The organism is Thalassospira sp. MCCC 1A02898 (assembly GCF_001618185.1).
Taxonomy (GTDB): Bacteria; Pseudomonadota; Alphaproteobacteria; order Rhodospirillales; family Thalassospiraceae; genus Thalassospira; species Thalassospira tepidiphila.
Map to the genome: position 1 here is coordinate 410030 of NZ_LPXK01000001.1, position 24730 is coordinate 434759.

27 protein-coding genes are annotated in these 24730 nt (G+C 54.8%); 19 read left to right on the top strand and 8 right to left on the bottom strand.

Annotated features, from left to right (window positions below; genetic code table 11):
* Positions 1–7 precede the first annotated feature (7 nt).
* A complete protein-coding gene (locus AUQ41_RS01885; RefSeq protein ID WP_063086271.1) occupies positions 8–628 on the top strand; it encodes an FxsA family protein in 621 nt (206 codons plus the stop codon).
* Between the two features lie 300 nt (positions 629–928).
* Complete coding sequence (gene secB / locus AUQ41_RS01890) at positions 929–1426, top strand: protein-export chaperone SecB (protein WP_008888774.1); 498 nt, start codon at positions 929–931, stop codon at positions 1424–1426.
* Between the two features lie 124 nt (positions 1427–1550).
* On the opposite strand, the gene hemJ is transcribed toward secB, so the two are convergent.
* The 3 genes from hemJ to hemE all read right to left on the bottom strand — a co-directional run bounded on the left by hemJ (position 1551) and on the right by hemE (position 4502).
* The gene (hemJ, locus tag AUQ41_RS01895) at positions 1551–1979 is read right to left on the bottom strand and encodes a protoporphyrinogen oxidase HemJ (RefSeq protein WP_063086273.1); all 429 of its coding nucleotides are present in this window, start codon (positions 1977–1979) and stop codon (positions 1551–1553) included.
* A gap of 167 nt (positions 1980–2146) precedes the next feature.
* Positions 2147–3262, bottom strand: coding sequence for a ferrochelatase (hemH, locus tag AUQ41_RS01900; protein ID WP_063086275.1), 1116 nt, complete (start codon positions 3260–3262; stop codon positions 2147–2149).
* 199 nt (positions 3263–3461) lie between these two features.
* On the bottom strand, positions 3462–4502 hold the full coding sequence (gene hemE, locus AUQ41_RS01905; protein ID WP_063086277.1) for a uroporphyrinogen decarboxylase: 1041 nt from the start codon (positions 4500–4502) through the stop codon (positions 3462–3464).
* 688 nt (positions 4503–5190) lie between these two features.
* On the opposite strand from hemE, the gene AUQ41_RS01910 reads away from it, so the two are divergent.
* From AUQ41_RS01910 to rho, 10 genes are all read left to right on the top strand, one after another.
* Positions 5191–6015 carry a pyruvate, water dikinase regulatory protein gene (locus tag AUQ41_RS01910; RefSeq protein WP_008888770.1) on the top strand — a complete coding sequence of 275 codons (825 nt, stop codon included), beginning with the start codon at positions 5191–5193 and terminating at the stop codon, positions 6013–6015.
* 22 nt (positions 6016–6037) lie between these two features.
* Complete coding sequence (locus AUQ41_RS01915) at positions 6038–6643, top strand: nucleoside triphosphate pyrophosphatase (RefSeq protein WP_063086279.1); 606 nt, start codon at positions 6038–6040, stop codon at positions 6641–6643.
* Positions 6644–6688: 45 nt separating this feature from the next.
* Positions 6689–7555, top strand: a complete 867-nt coding sequence (locus AUQ41_RS01920; protein WP_063086281.1) for a shikimate dehydrogenase — start codon at positions 6689–6691, stop codon at positions 7553–7555.
* Between the two features lie 21 nt (positions 7556–7576).
* Complete coding sequence (gene coaE / locus AUQ41_RS01925) at positions 7577–8161, top strand: dephospho-CoA kinase (protein WP_063086283.1); 585 nt, start codon at positions 7577–7579, stop codon at positions 8159–8161.
* Between the two features lie 18 nt (positions 8162–8179).
* Complete coding sequence (dnaQ, locus tag AUQ41_RS01930) at positions 8180–8893, top strand: DNA polymerase III subunit epsilon (protein WP_063086285.1); 714 nt, start codon at positions 8180–8182, stop codon at positions 8891–8893.
* A 1-nt stretch (position 8894) separates the two neighbouring features.
* Complete coding sequence (locus AUQ41_RS01935; protein WP_063086287.1) at positions 8895–9836, top strand: ABC transporter substrate-binding protein; 942 nt, start codon at positions 8895–8897, stop codon at positions 9834–9836.
* Between the two features lie 228 nt (positions 9837–10064).
* Entirely contained in the window at positions 10065–10712 is a 648-nt protein-coding gene (locus tag AUQ41_RS01940) for a Smr/MutS family protein (protein ID WP_063086289.1), read from the top strand.
* Positions 10709–11074, top strand: a complete 366-nt coding sequence (locus tag AUQ41_RS01945) for a helix-turn-helix domain-containing protein (protein ID WP_008888763.1) — start codon at positions 10709–10711, stop codon at positions 11072–11074. The genes AUQ41_RS01940 and AUQ41_RS01945 overlap by 4 nt, the downstream gene beginning before the upstream one ends.
* 238 nt (positions 11075–11312) lie before the next feature.
* Entirely contained in the window at positions 11313–13370 is a 2058-nt protein-coding gene (locus AUQ41_RS01950; protein WP_063086291.1) for a methyl-accepting chemotaxis protein, read from the top strand.
* A 353-nt stretch (positions 13371–13723) separates the two neighbouring features.
* Positions 13724–14989: a transcription termination factor Rho gene (gene rho / locus AUQ41_RS01955; RefSeq protein ID WP_008888761.1), complete on the top strand. Its 1266-nt coding sequence runs from the start codon at positions 13724–13726 to the stop codon at positions 14987–14989.
* A gap of 106 nt (positions 14990–15095) precedes the next feature.
* Here rho and AUQ41_RS01960 read toward each other — a convergent pair whose 3' ends face one another.
* Entirely contained in the window at positions 15096–15401 is a 306-nt protein-coding gene (locus tag AUQ41_RS01960) for a hypothetical protein (RefSeq protein WP_083952710.1), read from the bottom strand.
* Positions 15402–15563: 162 nt separating this feature from the next.
* On the opposite strand from AUQ41_RS01960, the gene AUQ41_RS01965 reads away from it, so the two are divergent.
* Positions 15564–16118, top strand: a complete 555-nt coding sequence (locus AUQ41_RS01965; RefSeq protein WP_040822497.1) for an HD domain-containing protein — start codon at positions 15564–15566, stop codon at positions 16116–16118.
* Between the two features lie 52 nt (positions 16119–16170).
* On the opposite strand, the gene AUQ41_RS01970 is transcribed toward AUQ41_RS01965, so the two are convergent.
* Entirely contained in the window at positions 16171–17145 is a 975-nt protein-coding gene (locus AUQ41_RS01970) for a quinone oxidoreductase (protein ID WP_063086295.1), read from the bottom strand.
* 116 nt (positions 17146–17261) lie between these two features.
* On the bottom strand, positions 17262–17723 hold the full coding sequence (locus tag AUQ41_RS01975) for a hypothetical protein (RefSeq protein ID WP_197146322.1): 462 nt from the start codon (positions 17721–17723) through the stop codon (positions 17262–17264).
* Between the two features lie 97 nt (positions 17724–17820).
* Between AUQ41_RS01975 and AUQ41_RS01980 the strand changes: the two genes are divergently transcribed.
* The 3 genes from AUQ41_RS01980 (at position 17821) to AUQ41_RS01985 (ending at position 19374) form a co-directional block, all read left to right on the top strand.
* Positions 17821–18213 (top strand): VOC family protein, encoded by a 393-nt coding sequence (locus AUQ41_RS01980; RefSeq protein WP_063086297.1) that lies wholly within the window; start codon positions 17821–17823, stop codon positions 18211–18213.
* 144 nt (positions 18214–18357) lie between these two features.
* On the top strand, positions 18358–18561 hold the full coding sequence (locus AUQ41_RS20620) for a hypothetical protein (RefSeq protein ID WP_143588681.1): 204 nt from the start codon (positions 18358–18360) through the stop codon (positions 18559–18561).
* Between the two features lie 21 nt (positions 18562–18582).
* Positions 18583–19374 (top strand): hypothetical protein, encoded by a 792-nt coding sequence (locus AUQ41_RS01985; RefSeq protein WP_063086299.1) that lies wholly within the window; start codon positions 18583–18585, stop codon positions 19372–19374.
* On the opposite strand, the gene AUQ41_RS01990 is transcribed toward AUQ41_RS01985, so the two are convergent.
* A complete protein-coding gene (locus tag AUQ41_RS01990; RefSeq protein ID WP_063086301.1) occupies positions 19357–19845 on the bottom strand; it encodes a methylated-DNA--[protein]-cysteine S-methyltransferase in 489 nt (162 codons plus the stop codon). The two genes, AUQ41_RS01985 and AUQ41_RS01990, sit on opposite strands and share 18 nt — an antisense overlap.
* Before the next feature lie 5 nt (positions 19846–19850).
* Positions 19851–21890, bottom strand: a complete 2040-nt coding sequence (locus AUQ41_RS01995) for a thioredoxin domain-containing protein (protein ID WP_063086303.1) — start codon at positions 21888–21890, stop codon at positions 19851–19853.
* A gap of 351 nt (positions 21891–22241) precedes the next feature.
* Here AUQ41_RS01995 and AUQ41_RS02000 point away from each other — a divergent pair, with 351 nt between their 5' ends.
* The 3 genes from AUQ41_RS02000 to mnmE all read left to right on the top strand — a co-directional run bounded on the left by AUQ41_RS02000 (position 22242) and on the right by mnmE (position 24630).
* Entirely contained in the window at positions 22242–22502 is a 261-nt protein-coding gene (locus AUQ41_RS02000) for a DUF6489 family protein (RefSeq protein WP_063086305.1), read from the top strand.
* Between the two features lie 14 nt (positions 22503–22516).
* Positions 22517–22840, top strand: coding sequence for a ferredoxin (locus AUQ41_RS02005; RefSeq protein WP_063086307.1), 324 nt, complete (start codon positions 22517–22519; stop codon positions 22838–22840).
* Between the two features lie 416 nt (positions 22841–23256).
* Entirely contained in the window at positions 23257–24630 is a 1374-nt protein-coding gene (mnmE, locus tag AUQ41_RS02010; protein WP_063086309.1) for a tRNA uridine-5-carboxymethylaminomethyl(34) synthesis GTPase MnmE, read from the top strand.
* The last annotated feature ends 100 nt before the right edge of the window (positions 24631–24730 follow it).

Here is a 24730-nt window from a genome sequence, read left to right on the forward strand (position 1 = left end):
AGAAACAATGGGCTTTTACTTTCTCGCGATATTCGTCGCCATGCCAATCATCGAAATCGCGGTCTTCATTCAGGCCGGCGAACTGATCGGGCTATGGCCGACCATTGGCGTGGTTGTTCTGACAGCCATCATCGGCACGTCCCTGATGCGTGCCCAGGGGTTGCAAACCCTGGCCAAGGCGCAAAGCCAGATGGATCAGGGCGAAATGCCCATTGGGGCCCTGTTTGACGGCATCTGCATTCTGATCGCCGGTGTGTTGCTTCTGACCCCGGGCTTTGTCACCGACACCTTCGGCTTCCTGTTGCTTGTCCCGCCGCTGCGCCAGCTGATCGGGGCCAAGGTCATCATGAAGCTGGTCCAGTCGGGCAATATCCGGACAAACTTCCGCGGTGCGACCTATTCCAGCGGCGCGCAAGGCGGGCCAAACGGGCGCGGACCGACTGGACCCGGCGGACATGGCGCCGGTGGACCTCGCGGATCACGGCCGCGCGGGGCCGGGCCGATCATTGATGGCGATTTCGAAGATGTCAGCCCGAATGACCCGTCAAACGACACCGATCGCAGCAACGATCCGGGCGACAATCCCGAAACACCGCGCAATTTGCCCCCGCGTGACGAGACGCGCTGAATTCATACGAAAATCACAAAATCAGAAGGTTGACCGACACCCCCGGTCAGCCTTCTTTGAGTCAAAGGCCTTTGTCCGCAATAAGGACAACCAAACCCCCGGAAATACGGGCTTTGATAAGGGCTTTGACCCGCTCTGATTGGCTTGCCCGTGCACGCCAGACGTGCTAGGCCAACAAGTCCAATTTATCTGCCGCAACGGGGCGGCGTCAGTAATAAGCATTTCAGCCAAGGCAAAGCCTTCAAGCCGAAAGCTTTTTTCTGATCAAGACGAAATGACCTCTAAGGGAGCTAGACTTTAATGGCCGAGAATACCACCGGTGCAGAAGGCGCAGCAGAACAGAAGCAGCAGCCGGCCGCAAATCCGATCACGATCCACACCCAGTACATCAAGGATCTGTCGTTCGAAAACCCGAACGCACCGGAAAGCGTTGCCCTGCAGCAGCAGCCGAAAATCAATATCGACGTTGATGTTGAGGCCCGCACCACCCAGGACCAGAAACTTCACGAAGTCACCATCAAGATCAACGTCAAAGCCGACGTTGGCGACAAGGTGGCCTTCATTGCCGAACTGCAGTATGGCTGCGTTGTGACGCTGAATGTTTCTGACGAACACCGCCTGCCGGTTCTGATGATCGAAGTTCCGCGTCTGCTGTTCCCCTATGTCCGCAAGATCGTCGCAGACCTGACCGCAGACGGTGGCTTCCCGCCGCTGATGATGCAGCAGATTGATTTTGCTGATCTTTTCCGCAAAAAATTCGCATCCAAGATGGAAGGTCAGCCGGCCGGCAACGCCTGATTGACCCCATCCATCGGATTTTGGTTCGATACCAAAACGATAACACAACAAAGGCCGCCAGTTTGGCGGCCTTTTTATTTTAAAATCGAAACGTTTTCGCTGATGGGCCGTCAAACAGAGCCGATCAGAAGGGACGTGCGATCACCATGAAGACGACAATGATCATCAGGATCGTCGGTACTTCATTGAAAATACGATAGAATTTCTGCGATTTCGTATTGGCATCCGCTTCAAACGCCCGGCGGTAACGCGCCATCATCATGTGCGCGATGGTCATCAGAACCACACACAGCAGTTTGACGTGGAACCAGCCTTCGGTCATGACACCGGCCGCATGGATCAGATAGCCGCCAAAAATCCAGGTCGCGATCATTGCCGGGTTCATGATGGCCCGCAAAAGACGGCGTTCCATCACCTTGAACTTCTCGCTGGCTTCCGATCCCGGTTCCACTTCACAGTGATAGACATAAAGTCTGGGCAGATAAAGAAGACCCGCCATCCAGGCGATCACGCTGATGACATGCAGGGATTTGATAATGCTGTAGCTATCCATCTCTCTCTTCTCTGGATGTGACGGTCAGGGTCGGCAGGTTTAAGCCCGCGCAAGCGGGAATTTTTTGAATTTTCCCGACCATAACAGCAATCAGGCCGATCCAAAAACAGAACCGGCCCGATTGGCGTTATAACTGTGATCTAAAACGCGACGCGCTTTTGGCCAATTCAGGCCCCGGCAGGTCTCAAAGAGGGCTGCTTGGCGACCGCACAGGAATGTTCATCCGGGCACCACCAGCCACGTGTTTCGACCGTGTAGTCATCCGGGCCTTTTTCATCGAGCTCGTCCTGGGTTTGTTTTACAACCGAAACAAGTCCGGCAATAAACTTCGGATGGGAACAGACGGTGCGCACGCGCTCATAGATCGGCACGTGTTTTTCATGCGCCAGTTCGCCATATTCGATATCAAGCTCGACCAAGGTTTCCGAATGCTCGGTGACAAAGGCAATCGGCACCACGACGATGCCCTTGTTTTCCTTGCCGGCGCGTTCAATCTCGTCCTCGGTCGATGGGCCAATCCATTCCATCGGGCCGACCCGGCTTTGATAACAAACGTTCCAGTCCAATCCTTCGATCGCCATTTTCTCGACCACGGCGGCCGATGTTTTTTCGATCTGCGACTGATAGGGATCACCGCGCTTGGTAATCACGGCTTTGGGCACGCCATGGGCGGAAAACAGGATGCGTGGCTTATCAATGCCGAGTTCGGTGGCCTTGGCCAGCGCGCGCTCATAGCCCGCCTTGATCATCTCGGCCGAGGCCTCAACAAAGCCCGGATTGGTCGGATAGCAGCATGCCGTTTTGATCGGGGATGTCAGGCCAACCTTGGCACAGGCCCGTTTCCAGTCCTTGACCGACGATCCGCTGGTGGTGGTTGAAAACTGCGGATAAAGCGGAAGCAGGATCTGTTCGTCCGCCCCCCATACCTTGACATCGGCCGCGGTATCATCGGCAAACGGTTTCCAATAGCGCATGGCAATAAAGCAACGGTTTTCATAGCCGTCATCTTCGGCATTGAGCGCAATCTGAAGCGCATCTGCCTGTTCCTGGGTCAGTTCCAGAAGCGGCGATTTACCGCCAATATGATCATAAATCTCGCGCGCAATCGGGGCGCGGCGACGCGAAATCAGCTTGGCCAACAAAAAGCGGAACGGATTGGGCAGGCTGATGATCGCCGGATCGTTAAACAGGTTGAACAGAAACGGCTCAACAGCTGCCGGACTGTCCGGCCCCCCCAGATTGAAAAGAACAATGGCGCGTTTCTTGCGCGTCGTCTCGGACATTTGGCTATCCTTCATGTCAGATCGTGTCTGGACCGGTTCCCGACAAACCGGGAATGATGTAAACCCGTCGCGCTCCGGCGCCTATTTTGGTCAAACCGGACCCAAGCGCAACAGGCAACGCCCATCATACGCATTGAATTTTTCAATCGATTTGATTGATTTCAAAAATCACAAAATAAAATGCAGCAATTGCCGACATTTACCCTTTGTAATCCCGAATGAAGTCCACCAGCTGGCCAACATGTTCCGGCGGGGTTTCCGGCGTGATGCCATGGCCAAGGTTGAAGATGAACGGCCCCTTGCCCAGCGTATCAAGGATGCGTTTGGTTTCATCAAACATCGGATCACCCCCGGTGATCAGCAACATCGGATCCAGATTGCCCTGCACGGGCCCCAGTTTCTGAAGGTTTTCCGCCACCCAGTCGAGTTTCACCCCGCTATCAAGGCCAACTGCGGTCACACCGGTTTTCTGTTTGAAATCGACCAGATGCAAGCCACAGCCACGCGGGAAGCCGATTATCGGCAGATCCGGGTGCACGGCGCGCAAATTGGCAACGATCTGTTTGGTCGGCTCGATCACCCAGCGATTAAAGCCGGTCTCGGACAGAACCCCGCCCCAGGTTTCAAACAGCTGAATGCATTCTGCGCCTGCCTCAACCTGCTTCAGAAGGTACTGCGTGGTCGCCTCGACCAGAATGTCGATCAGTTTGGCAAAACCATCCGGATCGCCATAGGCAAAGCGGCGGATATTCGGGAAATCCTTGGAACCCTTGCCCTCGACCATGTAGGTCGCAACGGTCCAGGGCGCACCGGCAAAGCCGATCAGTGCTGTACTGGATGGAATGGCGTGTGAAAGCTTTGAAACCGTCTCATAGATCGGACCAAGCGTGTCATGAATGCCATCAACTGAAAGCTTGCCAAGGCCTGAAGCATCGCGGATGGCCTCAAGCTGTGGGCCTTCTCCCTGCTTGAAGGCCAAATGCTGTCCAAGTGCCTGCGGTATAACGAGGATATCGGAGAACAATATCGCCGCATCGAAGTCAAAGCGCCGCAGCGGCTGGAGCGTAACTTCGCAAGCAAGATCAGGATTATAGCAAAGATCAAGGAAAGAGCCTGCTTCTGCGCGGGTTGCGCGGTATTCTGGCAAATAGCGGCCAGCTTGGCGCATCAGCCAGATCGGCGGTACCGGCAAGGTTTCACCGGCAAGGGCACGCAAGAAGGTCTTTTGGGTGTTAGGCATCTGGTTTCCTGTTTCTCTTCCCGATCGCTTTTTTGATCTTTGGCCTGACACGTGGCGTTCGGCCACCCGTCAGAACCGGCTTTGTTATTTCGTGAAATGTGCCCTGGGGCCTTTGCCAAGACGTTTTCCACGTTCTGCCTAACAAAACCTTATTTAATAAAAAAGGATGTTGTTTGTGAGTGGTTCCCTGTGGATAACAGGGATTAAATTTCACGCACAGTTTATTCACATTCCGACTCGGGAAAAATGATTCATCTCAAGCGGCCTTGGGGAAAACTGTGTACGACTCCGAACGACTCCCGGACTCTGCCTTGGGAAAAGACGTTTTTGAATAATGGGGATAAGGTGAATAAGTCTGGTTTTTGCAGTCTTATCCCTGTTATTACGGGAAAAATTTGGCACTTATCCCGCTCGGGACAGAGCACTTGAGAAACTTTGTATGAGCGGGAGGATAATTCCTGTGGAAAAAATCGGGCCGGAGTCGCACCCGTTATCCACATTTATCCACAGGGCCGACTCCGATCTGCTAACTTCGGGTTCCGATAAAACTCTTATCCATCCGGTTAGTGATCGGTATTTTGAACAGCCGTAACGTTGTTTGAATAAAGTTAGAAAAATCGTTTGGTCGGCAAAAAGTGGATAAGATTTCGCTTGGGTCGCCAAAAATTGACCAAAGAAACGGACAGGCATGGTCGGGACGGACAAAATTTTCCATCTTCATCTGGTCTCGGATTCAACCGGGGAAACCGTTGATGGCATTGCGCGCGCCTGTGTTGCGCAATTTCCCGATGTGCGTGCCCATGAACATGTCTGGTCGCTGATCCGGACCGATGCCCAGCTGGCGCGTGTCTTGGCCGATATCGAACGCAATCCCGGCATCGTTCTTTACACCGTCTTTGACAGCGACATCCGCCGCAAGCTCGAAGAAGGCTGTCGCCGCCTGCAGGTCCCGCACAGCCACGTGCTTGATAACACGGTGACCATGATGGCCGGGTATCTCGGCCAGCAATCGCACGGCCGGACCGGCGCGCTCCATAAAATGGACGAGGAATATTTCAACCGGATCGAGGCGATCGATTACACCCTGACCCATGATGATGGCCAATCGGGCTGGGATCTGGAAGATGCTGATGTGGTGATTGTCGGTGTGTCGCGCACGTCCAAAACCCCGACATCGGTTTATCTGGCCAATCGCGGCATCAAGACCGCCAATATTCCCTTTGTGCCGGGCTGCCCGTTGCCGCCGGAACTTGATCAGCTCAAAAAGCCGCTGGTGGTTGGCCTGATCAAGGATGTTGATCAGCTGGTCTCGATCCGTAAAAACCGCCTGCGCCAGATCGAACGCGGTGAGGGCGGCGATTACGTTGACCCGGTTGCAGTCCGCGACGAAGTTCATCAGGCACGGCGATACTTTACCGAACGCGGCTGGAAGATCATTAATGTGACCCGCCGGTCCATCGAAGAAACCGCCGCCATTATTTTATCGACCATGTATGACCGCCGCGGTCATTAAGCTGCACCAACAGGATAAACATATGCCCAGCACCCATCGTCTTATTCTCGCATCAAGCAGCAAGGCCCGCCATGCCATGCTGACCAATGCTGGTGTCAATTGCGAAGCCGTCGCCTCGATGATTGACGAGGACGGCTATAAACAGGCGATGAAGGCCGAGGGTGCGACGGCGGCCGAGGCCGCGGAAACCCTGGCCGAAATGAAGGCGCTGCGCATGTATCGCCAACAACCCGATGCGATTGTGATTGCCGCTGATCAGATGCTGGAATGCAATGGCATCTGGTTTGACAAGCCGATGGACCGTGACAATACCCGGGCACAGCTTCTGGCTCTGCGGGGCAAAAGTCACAAGCTGGTCTCGGCCGCTGTTATATATAAGGAAGGCTCGCGCATCTGGGGCACGATTGATACCGCCCATCTGACCGTGCGCAACTTCACCGATGAATGGCTCGAAGAATATCTCGATGCCGCCGGCGAAGAGATTTATCACTGTGTGGGCGGCTATCAGCTTGAAGGCCTTGGTGCGCAGCTGTTTACCGAGGTGCGCGGCGATTACTTTACCGTGCTGGGCATGCCGCTTTTGCCGCTGATTGGCTTCTTGCGCGATCACGGTGTTCTCAAGGCATAATCACAAAAACGCATCAAAACCCCATCTGGCAGGAAACAGCACGCAATGACCTCGCGAAATCCTTATCGCACCCTATCGGGCACATCGCGCCTTGCCGGCGTGATGGGCTGGCCGGTATCGCATTCGAAATCGCCGCGCCTGCATGGCTATTGGCTGGCGAAATACGGCATTGATGGCTGTTATATGCCACTGCCCGTGGAGCCGGAAAACTTTCAGGCCGCCTTGATTTCCTTGCGCAATCTGGGCTTTTCCGGGGTCAATGTCACCATTCCGCAAAAGGAAATGGCGATGCCCGAATGTGATGAACTGTCTGATCGTGCGCGCCGCATCGGCGCGGTCAATACCGTGACCTTCGCCAAGGATGGGCGTCTTTTGGGCGATAATACCGACGGATTTGGCTTCCTTGAAAACCTGCGCCAGGAAGCACCTGATATCGCTTTTGCCAGCGGTCCGGCGGTGGTGCTTGGGGCAGGCGGGGCGTGCCGTGCGGTTCTGGTCGCCTTGCTGGATGAAGGTTGCCCGGAAATTCGTCTGGCCAACCGGACCCGCAAACGCGCCGAAGACGTCGCGGCCGAAATCAAGGACCCGCGGATCAAGGTGATTGACTGGCCGGTTGCACCTGATGCCCTTGAGGACGCGTCGCTTGTCGTCAATACCACAAGCCTTGGCATGGTCGGCCAGCCCAAGCTTGAGATCGATCTGTCCGGTTTGCCACAAACCGCCCTTGTCACTGATATTGTCTATGCGCCGCTGATGACGGATTTGCTGGTTCAGGCCAAAGCCCGCGGCAATCCGATTGTCGATGGGCTTGGCATGTTGCTCCATCAGGCACGACCGGGTTTCCATCGCTGGTTCGGGATTGATCCTGAAGTCACCCAGGAACTGCGCGATTTCGTTCTTTCGCCTGATTAAGATCTGAATGGTAATCTTATTATGAAAATTCTTGGGTTAACCGGCTCTATCGGCATGGGCAAGTCAACCGCGGCGGCGATGTTTCGTCACCTTGGTGTGCCGGTCCATGATGCCGATGCCACGACCCACGAATTGATGGCGCCAGATGGCCTCGCCTTTGATCCGATCGCCAGGGCCTTTCCCGATGTGATCGTTAATGGCCGGATTGATCGACAGGCATTGGGCAAGATCGCCTTTTCCAATCCGGATGTTCTAAAAACGCTTGAAACCATCCTGCATCCGCTGGTGCGCGCAGCTGAAAACCGGTTCCTTGCCGCCCAACGTCGTTTGGGGCGCAAGCTGGTTGTTCTCGACATCCCGCTTTTATATGAAACATCCGGTGAAAAGCGCTGTGATCATGTTGCGGTTGTATCGGCCCCGGGGTTCATACAACGCCAGCGTGTTCTTTCGCGAGAAGGGATGACGGAGACAAAATTTTCCGCCATTCTGTCCAAACAGATGCCAGATATCGAAAAGCGAAAGCGCGCTGATTTCATCATCCCGACCGGGTTGGGGCGTGCCGTCACTTTTCAATATATTCAGGGTATTATCGACCAACTCAGTTGATGACTGGATAACGACTACATGCGTGAGATTGTTCTTGATACCGAGACCACCGGCCTTGATCCCTATGCTGACCACAGACTGGTTGAAATCGGCTGTATCGAACTGATCAATCACATGCCCACCGGGCGGCAGTATCACCAGTATATCAATCCGCAGCGCCCGATGCCCAAGGAGGCATTCGACGTTCACGGTTTGGGCGATGAGTTCCTCAAAGACCAGCCGGTCTTTGCCGAGGTCGCTGATGAGTTCATCGAATTCATTGGCGAAGATTCGGTTCTGGTCATTCACAATGCCAGCTTCGACATGAAGTTCCTCAATGCGGAGCTTGAATGGCTCAATAAGCCGCGCATTGCCATGGAACGCGCCCTTGATACCGTTCAGATGGCGCGCAAGAAATTCCCTGGATCCCCGGTCAGCCTCGACGCGCTGTGTCGTCGGTTCAAGATCGATAACTCCAACCGTACCCTTCACGGAGCCCTGCTTGACTCCGATCTTCTTGCCCAGGTCTATCTGGAACTTCTGGGTGGCCGTCAGCACGGCCTGTCGCTTGATCCCAATGCGCTAAACGGTGATCAGGATGAAGATAACGGCGGGCGTCGGGTTCTGGGCCCGCGGGGCAACCGGCTGGAACCAAGGCCGCATGTGATCAGCGACGAAGAACTTGCTGCTCACCGCGCCTATATCGAGGCCAAAGTCAAAGACGCGCTCTGGCTTATAAAGCAAGAGGCATAAGATGGGAAAACAGCGGTGTCCATCATTGCGGTTTTCCGAACTTACAGTTTCTCAATACGCCAATCGCCTCCTTGCGATGCTGGTTTTGGTCTGTGCGCTGATCACGGCTTTAGGTAATCTTCGCGCCCAGACACTCACTGACGAAAAAGCTCCAGAAAACTCCACGTTTGATGGCACCTACATCATCCATCTGTCTGAAAGTACGCGGGTTCAGTCATCGGGCCGGCCGGAGCCAGGCTACTTCGATACGCTTGCCATCGAACTGTTTACCAAGGCCGGTTTGGCTGTTGAAATCGTGCCGCAGATGCCCTGGAAACGTCAGATGGAGCTGGCCGGACGTGAAGTCGGCCACGTAATTTACCCCACCACCCGAATTGATTATCGCGAAGATGTCTTCCAGTGGGTGGGTCCGGTCAGCCGGACCTTCTGGAACCTGTTTGGCTTTGTCGATACCGGTTGGTCGGACATGGCGTTTGACACACTTTTGCGCGATGCCCGGATCGGGGTTCTGATGGGATCGGCGCGTGAAGGATATCTTCGTGATCGCGGCGCCAAACAACTGGTTATGGTGCCGCGGGAAGAACTTCTTTTGCCGATGATGATGGCTGATCGCGTCGATCTGATTGCCATCGGCGGCAATATCCTGCGCCATTATCTTGATAAGGTCCGTGCCGAATATCCCGAAGTCAGCATTCCTGATGTGACTGGTTTCAAGCCCTATCGCACCTGTTATCTCTATATCGCGATCAGTGGTGATGTACCGCAAAGCGACATCACAAGGCTGCAAACCCAGCTTGATCGCTTCAAGACCGACGGATTTTTTGTTGAAAACCGCCGGATGCACGGGCTTTCGACCAATCTTGACAGTGCATTTCTCAAGGCGATGCTTGATCTTGATAATAACGGGGTCACCTGTGTCGATTTGACCGACATCGATACCTGAAACAAAACCCCGTCGGGTCACCTTTCCCGGTCTGGCCTGCTTTTCCTGCAAACATATTGTTGCGGCGAAGGCGAAATGCGCGACGGGCGCGGTTGCGCGAAAAGCAATGACACGGCAATATGCCGCGAACATTCCTTTGGGTGACCGGGCTGTTGCAAACAGGTGATATCGTATGGACGATAAAGCCTCGCGTATATGGACCGCGCCGCTTGCATATTGTCTTGGTCGATGAGTCAGAAGAAACCAAATAAGCGACGCCGCACCGTCACGGATGACGAAAAGACCCTGTGGGAGGTCTTTACCCGTGACGTCAAACCTTTGCGCAAGAAAAGGCGCAAGGCCGGCGATGACGTGGTCGCGTCTGATGATGACATCCACACCAGTGACACCGCAATTACCTTGCCCGATAATCTTGGCGAAAAACTTGAACAGTCCGAACAAAGCCGGGCGGCGCGCAATCTGCCCTCGGCCCGCCATGCTGACCGTGGCCCAAAGATCAAAAAACAGAACCTTTCCGAACTGAAACCCGGTGTCACCGACGGGATTGATCGATCGACTGCCAACAAATTCCAAAAGGGCAAGATGTCGATCGACGGGCGCATTGACCTGCATGGCATGACCCAGGAAGTCGCCCATAATGCGCTCAATGCCTTTATCGAGGATAGCTGGCGGGCCGGAAAACGTTGCGTTCTCGTAATCACTGGCAAGGGATCGCGCGCTGATGAATATGGCCGCACAGGTCTTTTGCGCGAACGCACCCCGCAATGGCTGAGTGCGCCAAACCTGCGCAATCGCATTCTTGCCATCCATCAGGCCCAGATTCAGCACGGTGGCGCCGGGGCCTTTTATGTCTTGTTGAAACGGAGACGCCCGTGACACCTTTTGGCAATCGCATCCGGGAACTCCGTGCGCGCAACAACGTGACGCTGACCGATATGGCAACCGCCTTGCAGCTGTCACCGGCCTATCTGTCCGCGCTTGAACACGGTCATCGCGGGCGGCCCAGCCCCGGCCTGGTGCAGCAAATCTGCGGTTATTTCAATCTGGTCTGGGACGAGGTCGATGACGTCAAACGTCTGGCCCAGCTCTCGCACCCGAAAATCACCGTCGATACCGCCGGACTGGAACCCCAGGCCACCGAACTGGCCAACCTGCTGTCGGAACGCATCGCCGGCCTGAGCGAGGATCAGCTCAACCGGATGCTTGAAATTGTGCGCGAACAGCATCGCTCTTCGTGAAACAGGATTTCCTGAACGCCTTTTAAGTTGAAACGTAACCATTGAATTTAATCCAAGGGTTACAATATCCAAATGTGCCGCGCTGATTATTTTGCGCCGCACAAAGTCCAGGCGCGTCACCAGACCAACAATAAAAGGCAATTGATACGATATCGTATCAATATAAAACCTGCGCGCCCCGGGAGTTGGAAGAACGCATATTTGGCGGCCTCGCATTCCACAATGCACGGGGCTTTACATGTTTGCGAATATTCAGATTGGCAAGAAACTTGCGATTTCTCTGATCCCACCTTTGTTGGGACTTGTTGTTCTGTCCGGCGTCATTATTTCCGACCGTTATCGGGAAATGGATGAACTTGGCAAAATTGGTGGCTTGACCGAACTTGCGGTTCAGATCGGCGCAACCGTGCACGAATTGCAAAAGGAACGCGGCGCATCGGCGGGCTTTATCGGCTCCAAAGGTGAACAGTTCGGACCACAACTTGCCGATCAGCGCAACTTGTCGGATGCCCGCATTCAGTCTTTGCGCAATGCGTTAAACGATTTTGATCTTTCCGCCTATCACCCGGGTCTGGCAGAGCAGGTTGGCGTCTTTGTTGGGCTGCTTGATACCGTGCCCCAAACACGTGCCAAGGTCTATGCGCTGGATATAGAACTTGGCGAGGCGGTTCGGTTCTATACCTCGATCATTTCCGGCATGCTCTCGACCGTCAATGTCATGAGCACAATCAGCAACGATCCCGAACTTGTCCGCTCGATCGCGGCCTTTAATGATTTCATGCAGGCCAAGGAACGTGGCGGGCTTGAGCGCGCCACAGGTGCGGCCGGGTTTGGCATGGGCAAGTTTGAACCCAACCTTTATCGTCGATTTGTCGAACTGATTACGCTGCAAAACGCTTATCTCTCTGTGTTCGAGGAAATGGCCGCACCAGAGATCAGGGAATTTTACGACCGCGCGATGCAGGACCCGGCGGTTGCGGCGGTCAACAAGTTGCGTGATGTGGCGCTCAGTTACCCGGTAACCGGAACCACCAATGGCATTGCGGGGACGGACTGGTTTGCGACCATCACGGTAAAGATTAATATTTACAAGATGATAGAAGACCATATTGCCCAAAGCCTGGTCACCCTCTCGGCGCAAAAGCTCTCTGAAGCGCAGCTTTATTTTTATGGCACATTGGCCGGTTTGCTGATCATTATCGCACTTGCATGCACATTGGTTGTCATCGTTGGTCGCGATATTTCTGCGCCGATCCGTGCCATGACCAAAACCATGAGTGATCTGACCGCAGGTGACCTATCGGTCAAGGTATCCGGGGCTGCGCGCGGGGATGAGGTCGGGGCCATGGCCCGATCGGTGCAGTTTTTCCGCGACAGCCTTGTCGAGAATAGGGAAATGGCCGCCCAAAGTGAAAAGGAACAGGCCGCCCGATTTGCCCGTGCTGAAAAAGTCAGCCGGCTGGCCGAACGGTTTGAGGCCAGGATCAACGCCTTGCTGGGTGATATCGGCCAGTCGACTGATGGTTTGCGCACCACGTCTTCAAACATGACATCAGCCATCGACGAGACCCGCGACAAGGCCCGCCTGGTGGCAGATGATGCCAAATCAGCGTCCGAAAATGTGTCGGCGGTTTCCTCGGCAACCGAACAGCTGGCCAATTCGATCCTTGAGATTTCCCGGCAGATTTCTGCGTCGTCGGATAATGCGACCGCCGCCGCCGACGAGGCGCGTGAGGCCGAAGTCATTGCAACTGCGCTGAAAGAAGGTGCTGAAAAGATCGGCGAGGTGATTGGCCTGATCCGCGATATTGCCGAACAGACCAATCTTTTGGCGCTTAATGCGACAATCGAAGCCGCCCGAGCTGGCGAGGCGGGCAAGGGATTTGCCGTCGTCGCCAACGAGGTCAAAAACCTTGCGACCCAGACATCGCGCGCAACCGACGAAATTTCCGAGCAGATGGGCAATCTGCAGGACGCGACAGAACGCGCGGTTGATGCCTTTTCGCGGATTGGCGAAAAAATCGGCCAGATTGACGCGACCTCGTCCTCATTGGCAGCCGCGGTCAATGAACAGGAAGCCGCAACCTCGGAAATTGCCAATAATATTGATCGCGCGTCGCAAGGCACGACCGAGGTTTCGGGCAATGTTGCCGGTATCCGCGAAGCAACCGACAATGCCGGCGAGGCCGCCGATCACGTTATCGTCGCCTGTGATCAGGTTGCCAATGTCGCGACCAGCCTGCGCAAGGAAGTGGCCGATTTCCTTGCGTCCGTGCGCGAGGCCCAGACAGTTTGATGCAAAAGCACCGATGACAAAGGACACGGGATTCTGGCTCAAACCCGGCATGGGCGAGCGGAATGCGGTCGGTTAGCGGGGGCGAGATGTGATATTTTCGTATCAATGGCTGTAAAATTGCCCGGTTCTTTCGAATCACGGTTTGACTATTGCGATTTTCAAGGGTATCAATCGGGGGTGTTTCGATCCAGAAACATGAAAAGACCTGCCTTTCTTGCAACTCCAAGGTTTCGAACCGTCCGCACGCCCCAGCAAAAGCCTGAGCGCCTTGCCTGACGGTCAACCGCACATTCTCTTTTCTATCTCCATAAAATCTTCGCCCTTTCGGCAACCACAGATCATTAAACGCACATATGCATCTTCAGGACCTTAAAAAGAAATCTCCGACCGAGCTGCTTGCTCTGTCTGATGAACTCGAAATCGAAAACGCCAGCACGCTCCGCAAGCAGGAGCTGATGTTCGCGATCCTCAAGCAGTTGGCCGAGAACGACCACGCCATCTTTGGCGAAGGCGTTCTTGAAGTTCTGCCCGATGGTTTCGGCTTCCTGCGCAGCCCCGAGGCAAACTACCTTGCCGGCCCTGACGACATTTATGTCAGTCCGAGCCAGGTGCGGCGTTTTAGCTTGCGAACCGGCGACACCGTTGAAGGCCAGATCCGCTCCCCGAAAGAAGGCGAACGGTATTTCGCCCTGCTCAAGGTTGATAAGGTCAATTTCGATGCGCCGGAAAAAGTCCGTCAGCGCGTTAATTTCGATAACCTGACCCCGCTCTATCCTGATGAGCCGCTCAAGATGGAGCGTCAATCCGATCAGGAAGGTGCGAACAAGGACACCACCAACCGCGTGATCGAACTGGTTTCGCCGCTTGGTAAAGGTCAGCGTGCCCTGATCGTCGCACCGCCGCGCACCGGTAAAACCGTGATGCTGCAAAACATTGCGCACGCGATCGAAGAAAACCACCCGGAAGCCTATCTGATCGTTCTTCTGATTGACGAACGCCCGGAAGAAGTGACCGACATGGACCGTTCGGTGAAGGGCGAAGTCATTTCCTCGACCTTCGATGAACCGGCCCAGCGTCACGTTCAGGTCACCGAAATGGTTCTGGAAAAGGCCAAACGTCTGGTCGAACACAAGCATGATGTTGTCATCCTGCTGGACTCGATCACCCGTCTGGCGCGTGCTTACAACACTGTTGTGCCGAGCTCGGGCAAGGTCCTGACCGGTGGTGTTGATGCCAACGCGCTGCAGCGTCCGAAACGTTTCTTCGGTGCGGCCCGTAACATCGAAGAGGGTGGCTCTCTGACCATCATCGCAACCGCCCTGATCGATACCGGTTCGCGTATGGACGAGGTCATCTTTGAAGAATTCAAGGGGACCGGTAACTCCGAGCTTATCCTCGATCGCAAACTGTCTGACAAACGTATCTTCCCGGCGATTGATATCCTCAAATCGGGTACCCGTAAGGAAGAGCTTCTGGTCGACAAGAGCGTTCTGTCCAAGATGTGGGTCTTGCGTCGTATCCTCAACCCGATGGGTCCGCAGGACGCGATGGAATTCCTGCTTGGCAAGCTCAAGGGCACCAAGAACAACGACGACTTCTTCGATTCCATGAACGGCTAAAGCCGCGCGGGCCTGATGGGCCCGGTCTACTGGATCGTAAAAAACAAACGGGACCCTCTGTGGTCCCGTTTTTTATTTCAATATCGAAATAACCGTTAAACAACCTCTATCCAAGGGCAAGTGTCACCTCTGCCAAGCCGCTCCCCAGTTTCTGCCGATCCACACGGGCATCACCTGGCTCGATGGAAAAATTGTCGTCGCTCAGATGAATGCCGATATGATGCGTGCCGTAATTGAGCGTAATCGCCAATGTGTTGGCAGCCGTGATCTCGCACACCACTGTTTCACCGGCCTCGATCCGGTTGGGTGGGGCGCTTTGCCAGCCATCCTTGGGGGCAAGGGCACTCAGATGCAGCGGGGTCTCAGCGTTTTCATTCCACAAGGTCAGTTTCAGGCGCATTTCCTGTGACATTTTCGGCGTCTCCCGCTTGATGGTAGAAAAATCAGTCTATCCTGTTTGCCGCTGTTTTTCACGGCTCTGCATGATTTTCATCGGGCGGAACGGATCAAGGCTTGAAACCGCGCAAAAGCCGTGGGACTCTGGGCAGACCCGTTCACGATCATATCGCGCTTTATGCAGCTTCTACTCAAATCCGTCGATTTCGCCGCCCGTGCCCATCGCGACCAGCGTCGCAAAGGTGCTGCACAGGAACCCTATATCAATCATCCGATCGAGGTTTCCCGCCTGATTGTCGAATGCGAACCGGGGACGGACGAGGATATTCTCTGTGCCGCCGTTTTGCATGACGTGATCGAGGATTGCGGCGCGACGCGCGATGAAATTGCCGCCTGTTTTAACGACATCATTGCCGACATTGTGCTCGAAGTCAGTGATGACAAGGCCCTGCCAAGGGACGAGCGCAAGGCAAAGCAGATCGAAACCGCGCCAAGCCTGACCAATGGTGCCAAGCTTGTGCGACTGGCCGATAAGGTCGCCAATGTCGGTGCGATGCTGACCGACACACCGGTTGGCTGGGATGAAAGGCAGATCCTGGCCTATGTCGACTGGGCCGAAGCTGTCATTGCCCCGTGCCGCGAAGTGAGCGAGGGCCTTTCAGAGCGCTTTGACGCGATTGCGCGTGATGTGCGGATTTTCCATCAGAACGAACTGAAAGAGGCAGGGAAATAACCCTGCCTCAATCCGGAAATCTATCGATGTATCAAGGCGTTGAATGCCGTGATCAGACGGTAAAGACGATCGACCCGTTGGTTTTGCGGCTTTCAAGGTCGTCATGCGCCTTGGCAGCATCGGCAAGCGGGTAGGTCGCGGTGATATCAATCGTGACAATGCCTGATTTCAAAACATCAAACAGCTCATTTGCACTGGCCAGAAGCTCTTCGCGGGTGGCGTTGTACTGGAAAATGCTCGGGCGGGTCAGGAAATAGGCCCCCGGGGCAAGCTGGGCCAGCGATACCGGCGGCACCGCACCGGATGACTGACCAAAACTCACCATCATGCCAAGTCGTTTGAGGCATTTAAGCGAATCCTCGAACGTGTCCTTACCGACCGAATCGTAAACAACTTCAACGCCTTGGCCATTGGTGATTTCCTTGACCCGCTCGGAGACGACCTCGTCGCGATAAAGGATCGGATAATCACAGCCCTTGGCCTTGGCGATTTCGGCCTTTTCCTTGGACCCGACTGTGCCGATCACGGTCGCCCCCAGATGCTTGGCCCACTGACACACAATCTGACCAACCCCGCCAGCCGCCGCGTGGATCAGGATGGTGTCGCCCTTTTTGACGTTATAGGTCCGGCGCAGAAGATATTGCGCGGTCATGCCCTGAAGCATGGCGGCTGCGGCCAGCTCAAAGCTGACATCATCAGGGATATTCACCAGTCCCTTGGCCGGCATCACGCGTGCTTCGGCATAGGCACCAAGTGGCTGTGCGGCATAGGCCACGCGATCGCCCACGGCCAGATCCGTCACACCGGGACCAACTTCCTCAATGATACCAGCACCCTCAAGACCAAGGCCGGACGGCATGCTCGGTGCCGGATAAACGCCGGAGCGGAAATAAATATCGATATAGTTCAGGCCAACGGCCTTTTGCGCCAGGCGGACTTCGCCTTCGCCCGGGCTGCCGATGTCGACGTCTTCAAATTTCAGGACATCACTGCCGCCGGTCTCGTAAAATCGGAATGCTTTGGTCATGGAAGACCTCCCATCTTTGCGTTTTCCAACGCCTGTTTCGTTAATGGGAGGAGTGTAGGTTAATCGCGATTGCTTTGCAGCACAGGATTGGAAGAATTCCATCCGAAACGACGTGATTAATCAATCCGATCGGGCAACCCTTTGCCGTTGTTCCACCAGCGATTGGGGTTGTCACTTTGCGGATTGTAGGCGGCGCGACTTGCCCAGTCCTCACGGACAAAGATCACCGGTTCCTCGTAGTGATGCGCATAGATGATCGCGTCCATGACTTTGGCGAGCGCCTTCTGGTCGCGATCAATCGAGATTTTGAGCTCGACCATCGGGTAGGTCTCAGTCGAACCGGCCGCAAATCCGTCAACATGTGTTGTGGTGGTCGATCCCGGTTCTGGCTGCGCGGTTTCTTTTCCCACTGCGGAAATGCTCGCATTGCGCTGATACCGCCCAAAGCCAAGCGGATGGACCTTCATAACTTCGTCAAGAATGCGATCCGTATCTTCGGGCAATGTCTGCACCTCGATGGTGAAAACCGGCACAAGTGTCCCGGATTTGGCGGTGTATCCTTGCAGGCTGTCCATCATGGCTCTCCAGTTGTTCACTTTATGTTCTATGCAACTGCACGGATTAATGCAATAGTGAACAGACTAAAAGCCCAATGCCCATAACTCGGATTGCCCCATGTCAGTTATCAGCCACATCACCCTCGGGACCAATGACAAGGCCCGCTCAGCGAAGTTTTACGACGCCGTTCTTGGTACGCTGAGCTTCGAGCGATTGCCAAAACCGCCTGAAAAGCCGCTGGCTTATGAGCGGGATGGACAGATGCCAACCATTTACATCTACAGCCCGGCAGATGGACGCCCGGCAACCTGGGGCAATGGTACTCATATCGCGTTTCAGGCAGATCAACGTGACATGGTAGATGCCTTTCACGCAGCGGCGCTCAAATACGGTGGCATGGATGAAGGCGAACCTGGCCTGCGCGCGCATTACGGGCCAAACTATTATGCCGCCTATGTCCGAGATCCGGATGGCAACAAGCTGCAAGCAGTTTGCTATGCTAGTGAATAGCTGGTTTGAGTTCGTGAAATGTCCTAATTTTCTGCCGTTTAATGTCTGTGAAAGGATATTGTCGGAATATTTGTTTCTGCTTGGGGATTCAAATCAGATCTTCTATGGACTATATTCCACAAGGAAGAAGGTGGAGGTGTGTCTATGCAACTACTAGACAGAAACCAACAGAAAGCTGTCATGAAGCTATTGGCGATTGCTGACGGTGATATTGCGTTGGTTGAAGAAGCCCTTTCGGAATGCCGGAAACACGGGAAAGGTGATTATTCTGTGTTCACCTTTGCTGAAGTGAAGCAGAAAATTTCTGAACTCAAGAATCAACGCGAACGCCACAGAGAACCGGCCTGATTTATAAAGGCAAGCTATGCTATGACCTTGACCCTCGTCACACTGGTATTTCTGATTCTCATCATGCCAGGAATGGGTTTCAGGTTTAGCCTTTATCATGGTGGCAGGATTACGAGAAATGTTTCCCCGTCAGGATCTCTCTCAAACATTGCACTTGTTATCGTTACTGCGATTTTTGCACATGCAATAACGATTATCTTGCTCGTGATTTGGGAAACTCTATTTGATCCTGTTTGGCTGAACAGTAGTCGGGAGGCTGTCAGGAGTTTTCTGGAAGCTTTCTGGGACCACGCTCTTCCAGTACCATTTTGGGAACTTCGTACGTTCGTTTTCTTTATGCTTGGTTATGTGCTGTGCGCGACCTTGATTGGAACAGCATGTGGCTATGTGTTTATCCGTGCGATTGATCTGGGACATCTTCGCTTGAAGGCTTTTCACGGTGCCTTGTTTGATCACATAGTGGGCCCTGAATCCCCAACCGTTTTGGCCCATGTGCTAACAAAAGTGGAACATAACGGCCGCATTTTGATGTATCGCGGATTTGTCAAAGAAGTTGGTTTGGAAAAAGGTCGCAAGATCGCTTACATCGTACTTTACGGGGCTGCCAGATTTTTCATGAAGATGGACTCTGATGGTGATTACCCGGAAACAAGCAAGAAAACAGAGTACAAATTTATAGGCTTGGATAAGGGTCAAGACCTCGACTCAGCGACAATGAGTACGGCTTTGCTGATCGACGGAGAAGAGATTTCGAATGTTGTTCTGAATTCTTTCCAAATAGATTTTCCAAAGAACCTAGAAATCGAAAGCTGATTGATCACTCGGCAGAGGCAAATCCACACCTTCGATCTTTAAAAGCGCGCGCTTGGTTGCAAGCCCGCCATGGCCGGAATAGCCGCCCGGCTTGTCGCCGGTTGCCAGAACGCGGTGGCAGGGAATAAGGATCGGGATCGGATTAAGGCCGCATGCCTTGCCAACCGATTGAAATGCCTTGGGCGATCCGGCCATGGTCGCCAGTTCCTTATAGGTCGCGGTCTTGCCCATCGGGATTTTGCCCATCGCCTGCCAGACGGTTTTCTGGAAATCCGTCCCGTCCGGGGCCAGTGGCAAATCAAAGCTGTGCAAGCGCCCTGCGAAATAGGCGTTCAGCTGCTTTTGGGCTTCTTCAAGCACCGGTGTGCTTTCAATCTTTTCAACAAATCCCCAGTCAAGCGCAACGATTTGATCTTCAAACGCGAAAACCGTAATTGCGCCGACAGGGCTGTTGAGCGATATTTGCGGCATCGGGGCTAGGCCGCCTTGGCGGGCAAATCTGCCAGCATTTCGGTCAATTCTTCCACGCCTGTGACGGGCGCCGAACATACCGGCCCCTGACAGATATAGGCGGTTTCCTTGCCGTCAATCGCGGTTTTGCCCTGGGCCGGATGGCCATCGGGCAGGGGATCACCATCCGACAGGATCGTGATCGCCCGGTTTGGCAGATACGCGCCAAAAATAGCGCGGCGCATATCAAGATAGGTCTGGCTGCGATCCTTGGCGATCAGCACGATCTGCACGGGGTTTTGCAACATTTCAGCGGCCATCATAAGGCCCGGCATATTCGGGAATTGCTCGCTGATCCGCCCGCCAAAGGCCGCAAGGGTGATTTCCGCCTGATCGCGGTATTGCGCATCGCCAGTCAGGGCATAAAGCTTGGCCAGATTCTGGGCCATGATCGCATTGCCCGATGGCACGGCGTTATCCATGAAGGGTTTCTGACGCACGACAAGGTCGCTGGCATCCGATGCCGACTGGAAATAGCCGCCCTTGGCATCGGCAAACAGGGTTTCGACCGCGGCCGACCACCGGATGGCTTCATTAAGATAGGCATCCTCGCCAAAGCATTCATAAAGCCTCAAGGCCGCGCGGATCATATGCGCATAATCCTCGAGCATACCGGCATGCTGCACGCGGCCATCGCGATAGCTGTGCAGGAAGCGGTCACCCTTCATCAAGGTATTGATGACAAAGCCATAGGCAAGTTTGGCATAATCCAGCCAGTCGGCGCGGTGGAAGGTCATTGCCGCCTCGGCAAAGGCGGCAATGGTCATGGCGTTCCAGTCGGTCAGCGCCTTGTCATCCCAGCCCGGGCGAATACGTTTGGTGCGCTCTGTCAGAAGCTTGGCGCGAAGCTCGGCCAGCTTTTCCTCGGTCGCGTCATCGGCAAGCTCAAGCCCTGAGGCGGTGCGATTAAGGATATTATGGCCTTCCCAGTTACCCTCCTTGGAGACGTCATATAATTTCTTGAACAGCTCGGCATCCGTGCCAAGGATCTGATCGATTTCATCCTCGGACCAGACATAGAACTTGCCTTCGACCCCTTCGCTGTCGGCATCCAGGCTTGCGGTAAAGGCGCCGCCGGGAATGCGCATTTCGCGTAAGATCCAGGTAATGGTTTCCTCGACCCGCTTGGCGTAAAGCGGGTTGGGATCGACCCGCCAGACATCGCACAAAAGATCAATCAGCTGGGCATTGTCATAGAGCATCTTTTCGAAATGCGGCACCAGCCACTGGTCATCGACGGCATAGCGGGCAAAACCGCCGCCCAGATGATCATAAATGCCGCCCTGGCACATGCGGTCCAGGCTGTGTTTGACGATGCGTTTCAGCCCGTCATCATCGGTGCGCACACCGGTGCGCCAGATATAGGACAAAAGGCTCGGCTGCGGGAATTTCGGCGCGCCGGATGTGCCGCCATTTTCCCCATCCATGATTTGTAAGCAGCCATGGCCGCAGCGATCAATCATCTCAAGGCTGGGAATCGCGCCAACTGCCGCACTGTTCATTTTGATCAGGGCATTGGAAATCTGGCTGACATTGTGGCGGACATCGTCGGGTTTTTCGGCGTAAATCTTGGCGACGGTCTTAAGCACATCGCCAAATCCCGGCCGGCCATAGCGCGCTTCCTTGGGGAAATAGGTCCCGCCCCAGAACGGCTCGCCATCCGGGGTCAAAAACATCGTCAATGGCCAGCCGCCCTGTTGGCCGAGAAGGGCCAGCGCATTCTGATAAAGCGCATCAAGGTCCGGGCGTTCTTCGCGGTCGAGCTTGATATTGATAAAAAGCTCGTTCATCAGAGCCGCAATACCCTCATCCTCAAAGCTTTCATGGGCCATGACATGGCACCAATGGCACGCCGCATACCCGACCGATAGCAGGATCGGTTTGTTCAATTCCTTGGCTTTGGCGAGAATTTCGGTACTCCAGGGCTGCCAATGCACCGGGTTGTCGCGATGCTGAACAAGATAGGGGCTGGTTTCCGAACCAAGATTGTTGCGTGCGAGTTCCATTTTGTGTCCTGTGCCATCCATTAAGCCGATGGCTTTATCGTTTGCGGTAGCGCGATCTGCAATCACGCGCCAGTCATCAGTGCTGGCAATGCTTTATGAGGCTGTTTGCCTGATTCTAAGGGTTATGGCCTCATTCATAAAGGCAAATGGCCGAAATCTTTTATCGCAATATTGTGAAAGTTGCGGTCGCCGCATCCGCTTGCTTCCCATATGGTAGGGGCAGCTTGGCGTTATTGTGATTGCGAAGGCGGTTCTGGTGGGGATAATGGGCCAGCCATGCAAACAGCCAGTCACGCAAATCACGTAAAGTGACAGAGACCAAAAAACAAAACAGATCAGGAGACCAGGGCGATGAAAGTAACCGTGAACATTGATTGCACGCCGGAAGAGGCACGGACCTTCTTTGGTCTTCCTGATGTTCAGCCGATGCAAAAGGCGATGATGCAAGATATCGAAGACCGCATGAAAGCCAATCTGGCGGCGATGGATCCGGAAACCATGCTCAATACCTGGCTGCCACAGGGCATTCAGAACTGGGAACAGCTTCAGAAAGCCTTCTGGGGCCAGTTCAATGCGGGCACCGGCGGTGCCGGTGACAAGGACAAAGGCTAGGCAGACCCGATATCATGCGTGAACACTACTACCAGGCACATGTCTTCGTGTGCCAGAACGAACGCCCCGCTGGCCATGAACGCGGATGCTGCAATTCCAAGGGCGCGACCAAACTTCGCAATTACATGAAGGTGCGCGCCAAGGAACTTGGCCTGCCCCAAACCCGGATCAATACCGCCGGCTGTCTCGATCGCTGCGAACTGGGCCCGGTGATGGTGGTCTATCCCGAAGGAACCTGGTATCGCTACGAGACGATGGAAGACATCGAGGCGATCCTCAATGACCATCTGATCGGCGGGCAGGTGGTTGAACGGTTGATGCTTAATCCCGATCAATAAGCGCCCCTGCGTAACCTTGAGTAATCAAACCGGCCCGCAATATATGTGTGGCCGGTTTTTTTGTGCCCTACTGCAAGGGATGCCCGTACCCGCCGCCGCGGGCACAGGCTCTGCGCGGGCATGACGGGTCTTTTGGGGATTGTCGCTCTCTCCAAGTCTGATGGCGTTCAGGATGCCTCCACCGAGTTAGCAGGATAAGGCAACACCCCTGGCAGCCCAAACCGTCACCCCCGCGCAGGCGGGGGTCCATGACGGGGCGAGGGTGATTTCCAAAGCGCACCCAATGATCCGCGCAACCAACACAAAGCTCATTAAACCCCTGTTGGTTATTTTCTGCCATATGTTGACCTTTGCCGCTGTCTGGACGATATCCTCCTCTGCCACGCAACTGCATTTTCAGAACTGACGGATCCGCCATGATTGCCAGCCGAGAAACCATTTTTGCCCTGTCCTCCGGCGCGGGGCGTGCCGGTGTTGCCGTGATCCGGTTATCTGGCCCACGTTCGGGGGCTGTGCTGTGTGCGTTATTGGGCCGCGATACCATGCCCAAACCGCGCCATGCGATCTATGCGCCGATCCGCGATCCCAAGTCGCACGAACGGCTTGATGATGCGGTGGCGATCTATTTCCAAGGCCCGGCAAGCTTTACCGGCGAAGACGTGGTCGAGCTGCATGTCCATGGCGGGCGCGCGGTGATCGAAGGGGTGCTCGATTGCCTGTCACGTCAGGACGGATTGCGCGTGGCCGACCCCGGCGAATACACAAGACGCGCCTTTGAAAACGGCAAGATGGATCTGACCTCGGCCGAGGGGATCGCCGATCTGATTGATGCCGAAACCGCCGCCCAGCGCCGTCAGGCGGTGCGCCAGATGGCTGGCGAGTTGGGCACGCTTTATGAAGGCTGGCGCGCGCGCCTGATGAAGGCCTTGGCCCATATCGAGGCCGATATTGATTTCCCCGACGAAGATTTGCCCGATGGCATCGTGCCGGTGGTACGCGGTGATCTGATGAGTGTGTTTGGCGAGATCAAAAAACATCTTGCTGATAATCGTCGCGGCGAACGGCTGCGCGAGGGCTTCCAGATCGTGATCCTTGGTGCGCCGAATGCCGGCAAATCAAGCCTGCTTAACCGGCTGGCCCAGCGTGATGCCGCCATCGTGTCCGAGATCGCCGGGACCACGCGCGACATGATCGAAGTCCATCTCGATCTGGGCGGCTTCCCGGTGACCATGGTCGATACGGCGGGTCTGCGCGAAAGCGGTGACGTGATCGAATCCGAAGGCGTGCGCCGTGCGACGGAGCGGGCCGAAAATGCCGATCTGCGCCTGGTGGTGATTGATCGCAATGACTGGCCGAAGATTGATCCGGAGGCTGCCCGCCTGATCGATGACAAGACGCTGATCCTGATCAACAAGGTAGATGCGACCGATAGCAGCGCCATTCCGGCAAGCTGGCAGGGAACGTCGGTCGATGGCCGTGCGCTGGAGCTTCCCGTTTTACCCATATCGGCCATGACCGGGCAGGGGATGGAAAGCCTCTTGCAACTGCTGGAGACTCGCGTAAAAGAGGGGCTCGATTTTGCCGGGCCCGTGCCGCTGACACGGCTGCGCCATCGGCGGGCACTTGAAAGTGCCAGCGATCATCTGGATCGCGGATTGCAGACCGATATCGCAGAACTGGCGGCCGAGGATGTACGCCTTGCTGTTCGCGAAATCGGCAAGATTACCGGACGTGTCGATGTGGAAGATTTGCTCGATATTATCTTCGGGGATTTCTGTATCGGCAAATAGAGTTAGGGAAGAGTCGTTAGGCTTGTCTCCCGGGAATGTTTCACGTGAAACATTCGTCACAAGGTTGACCATATACACCTATTCGAACCAAACAAGGTTC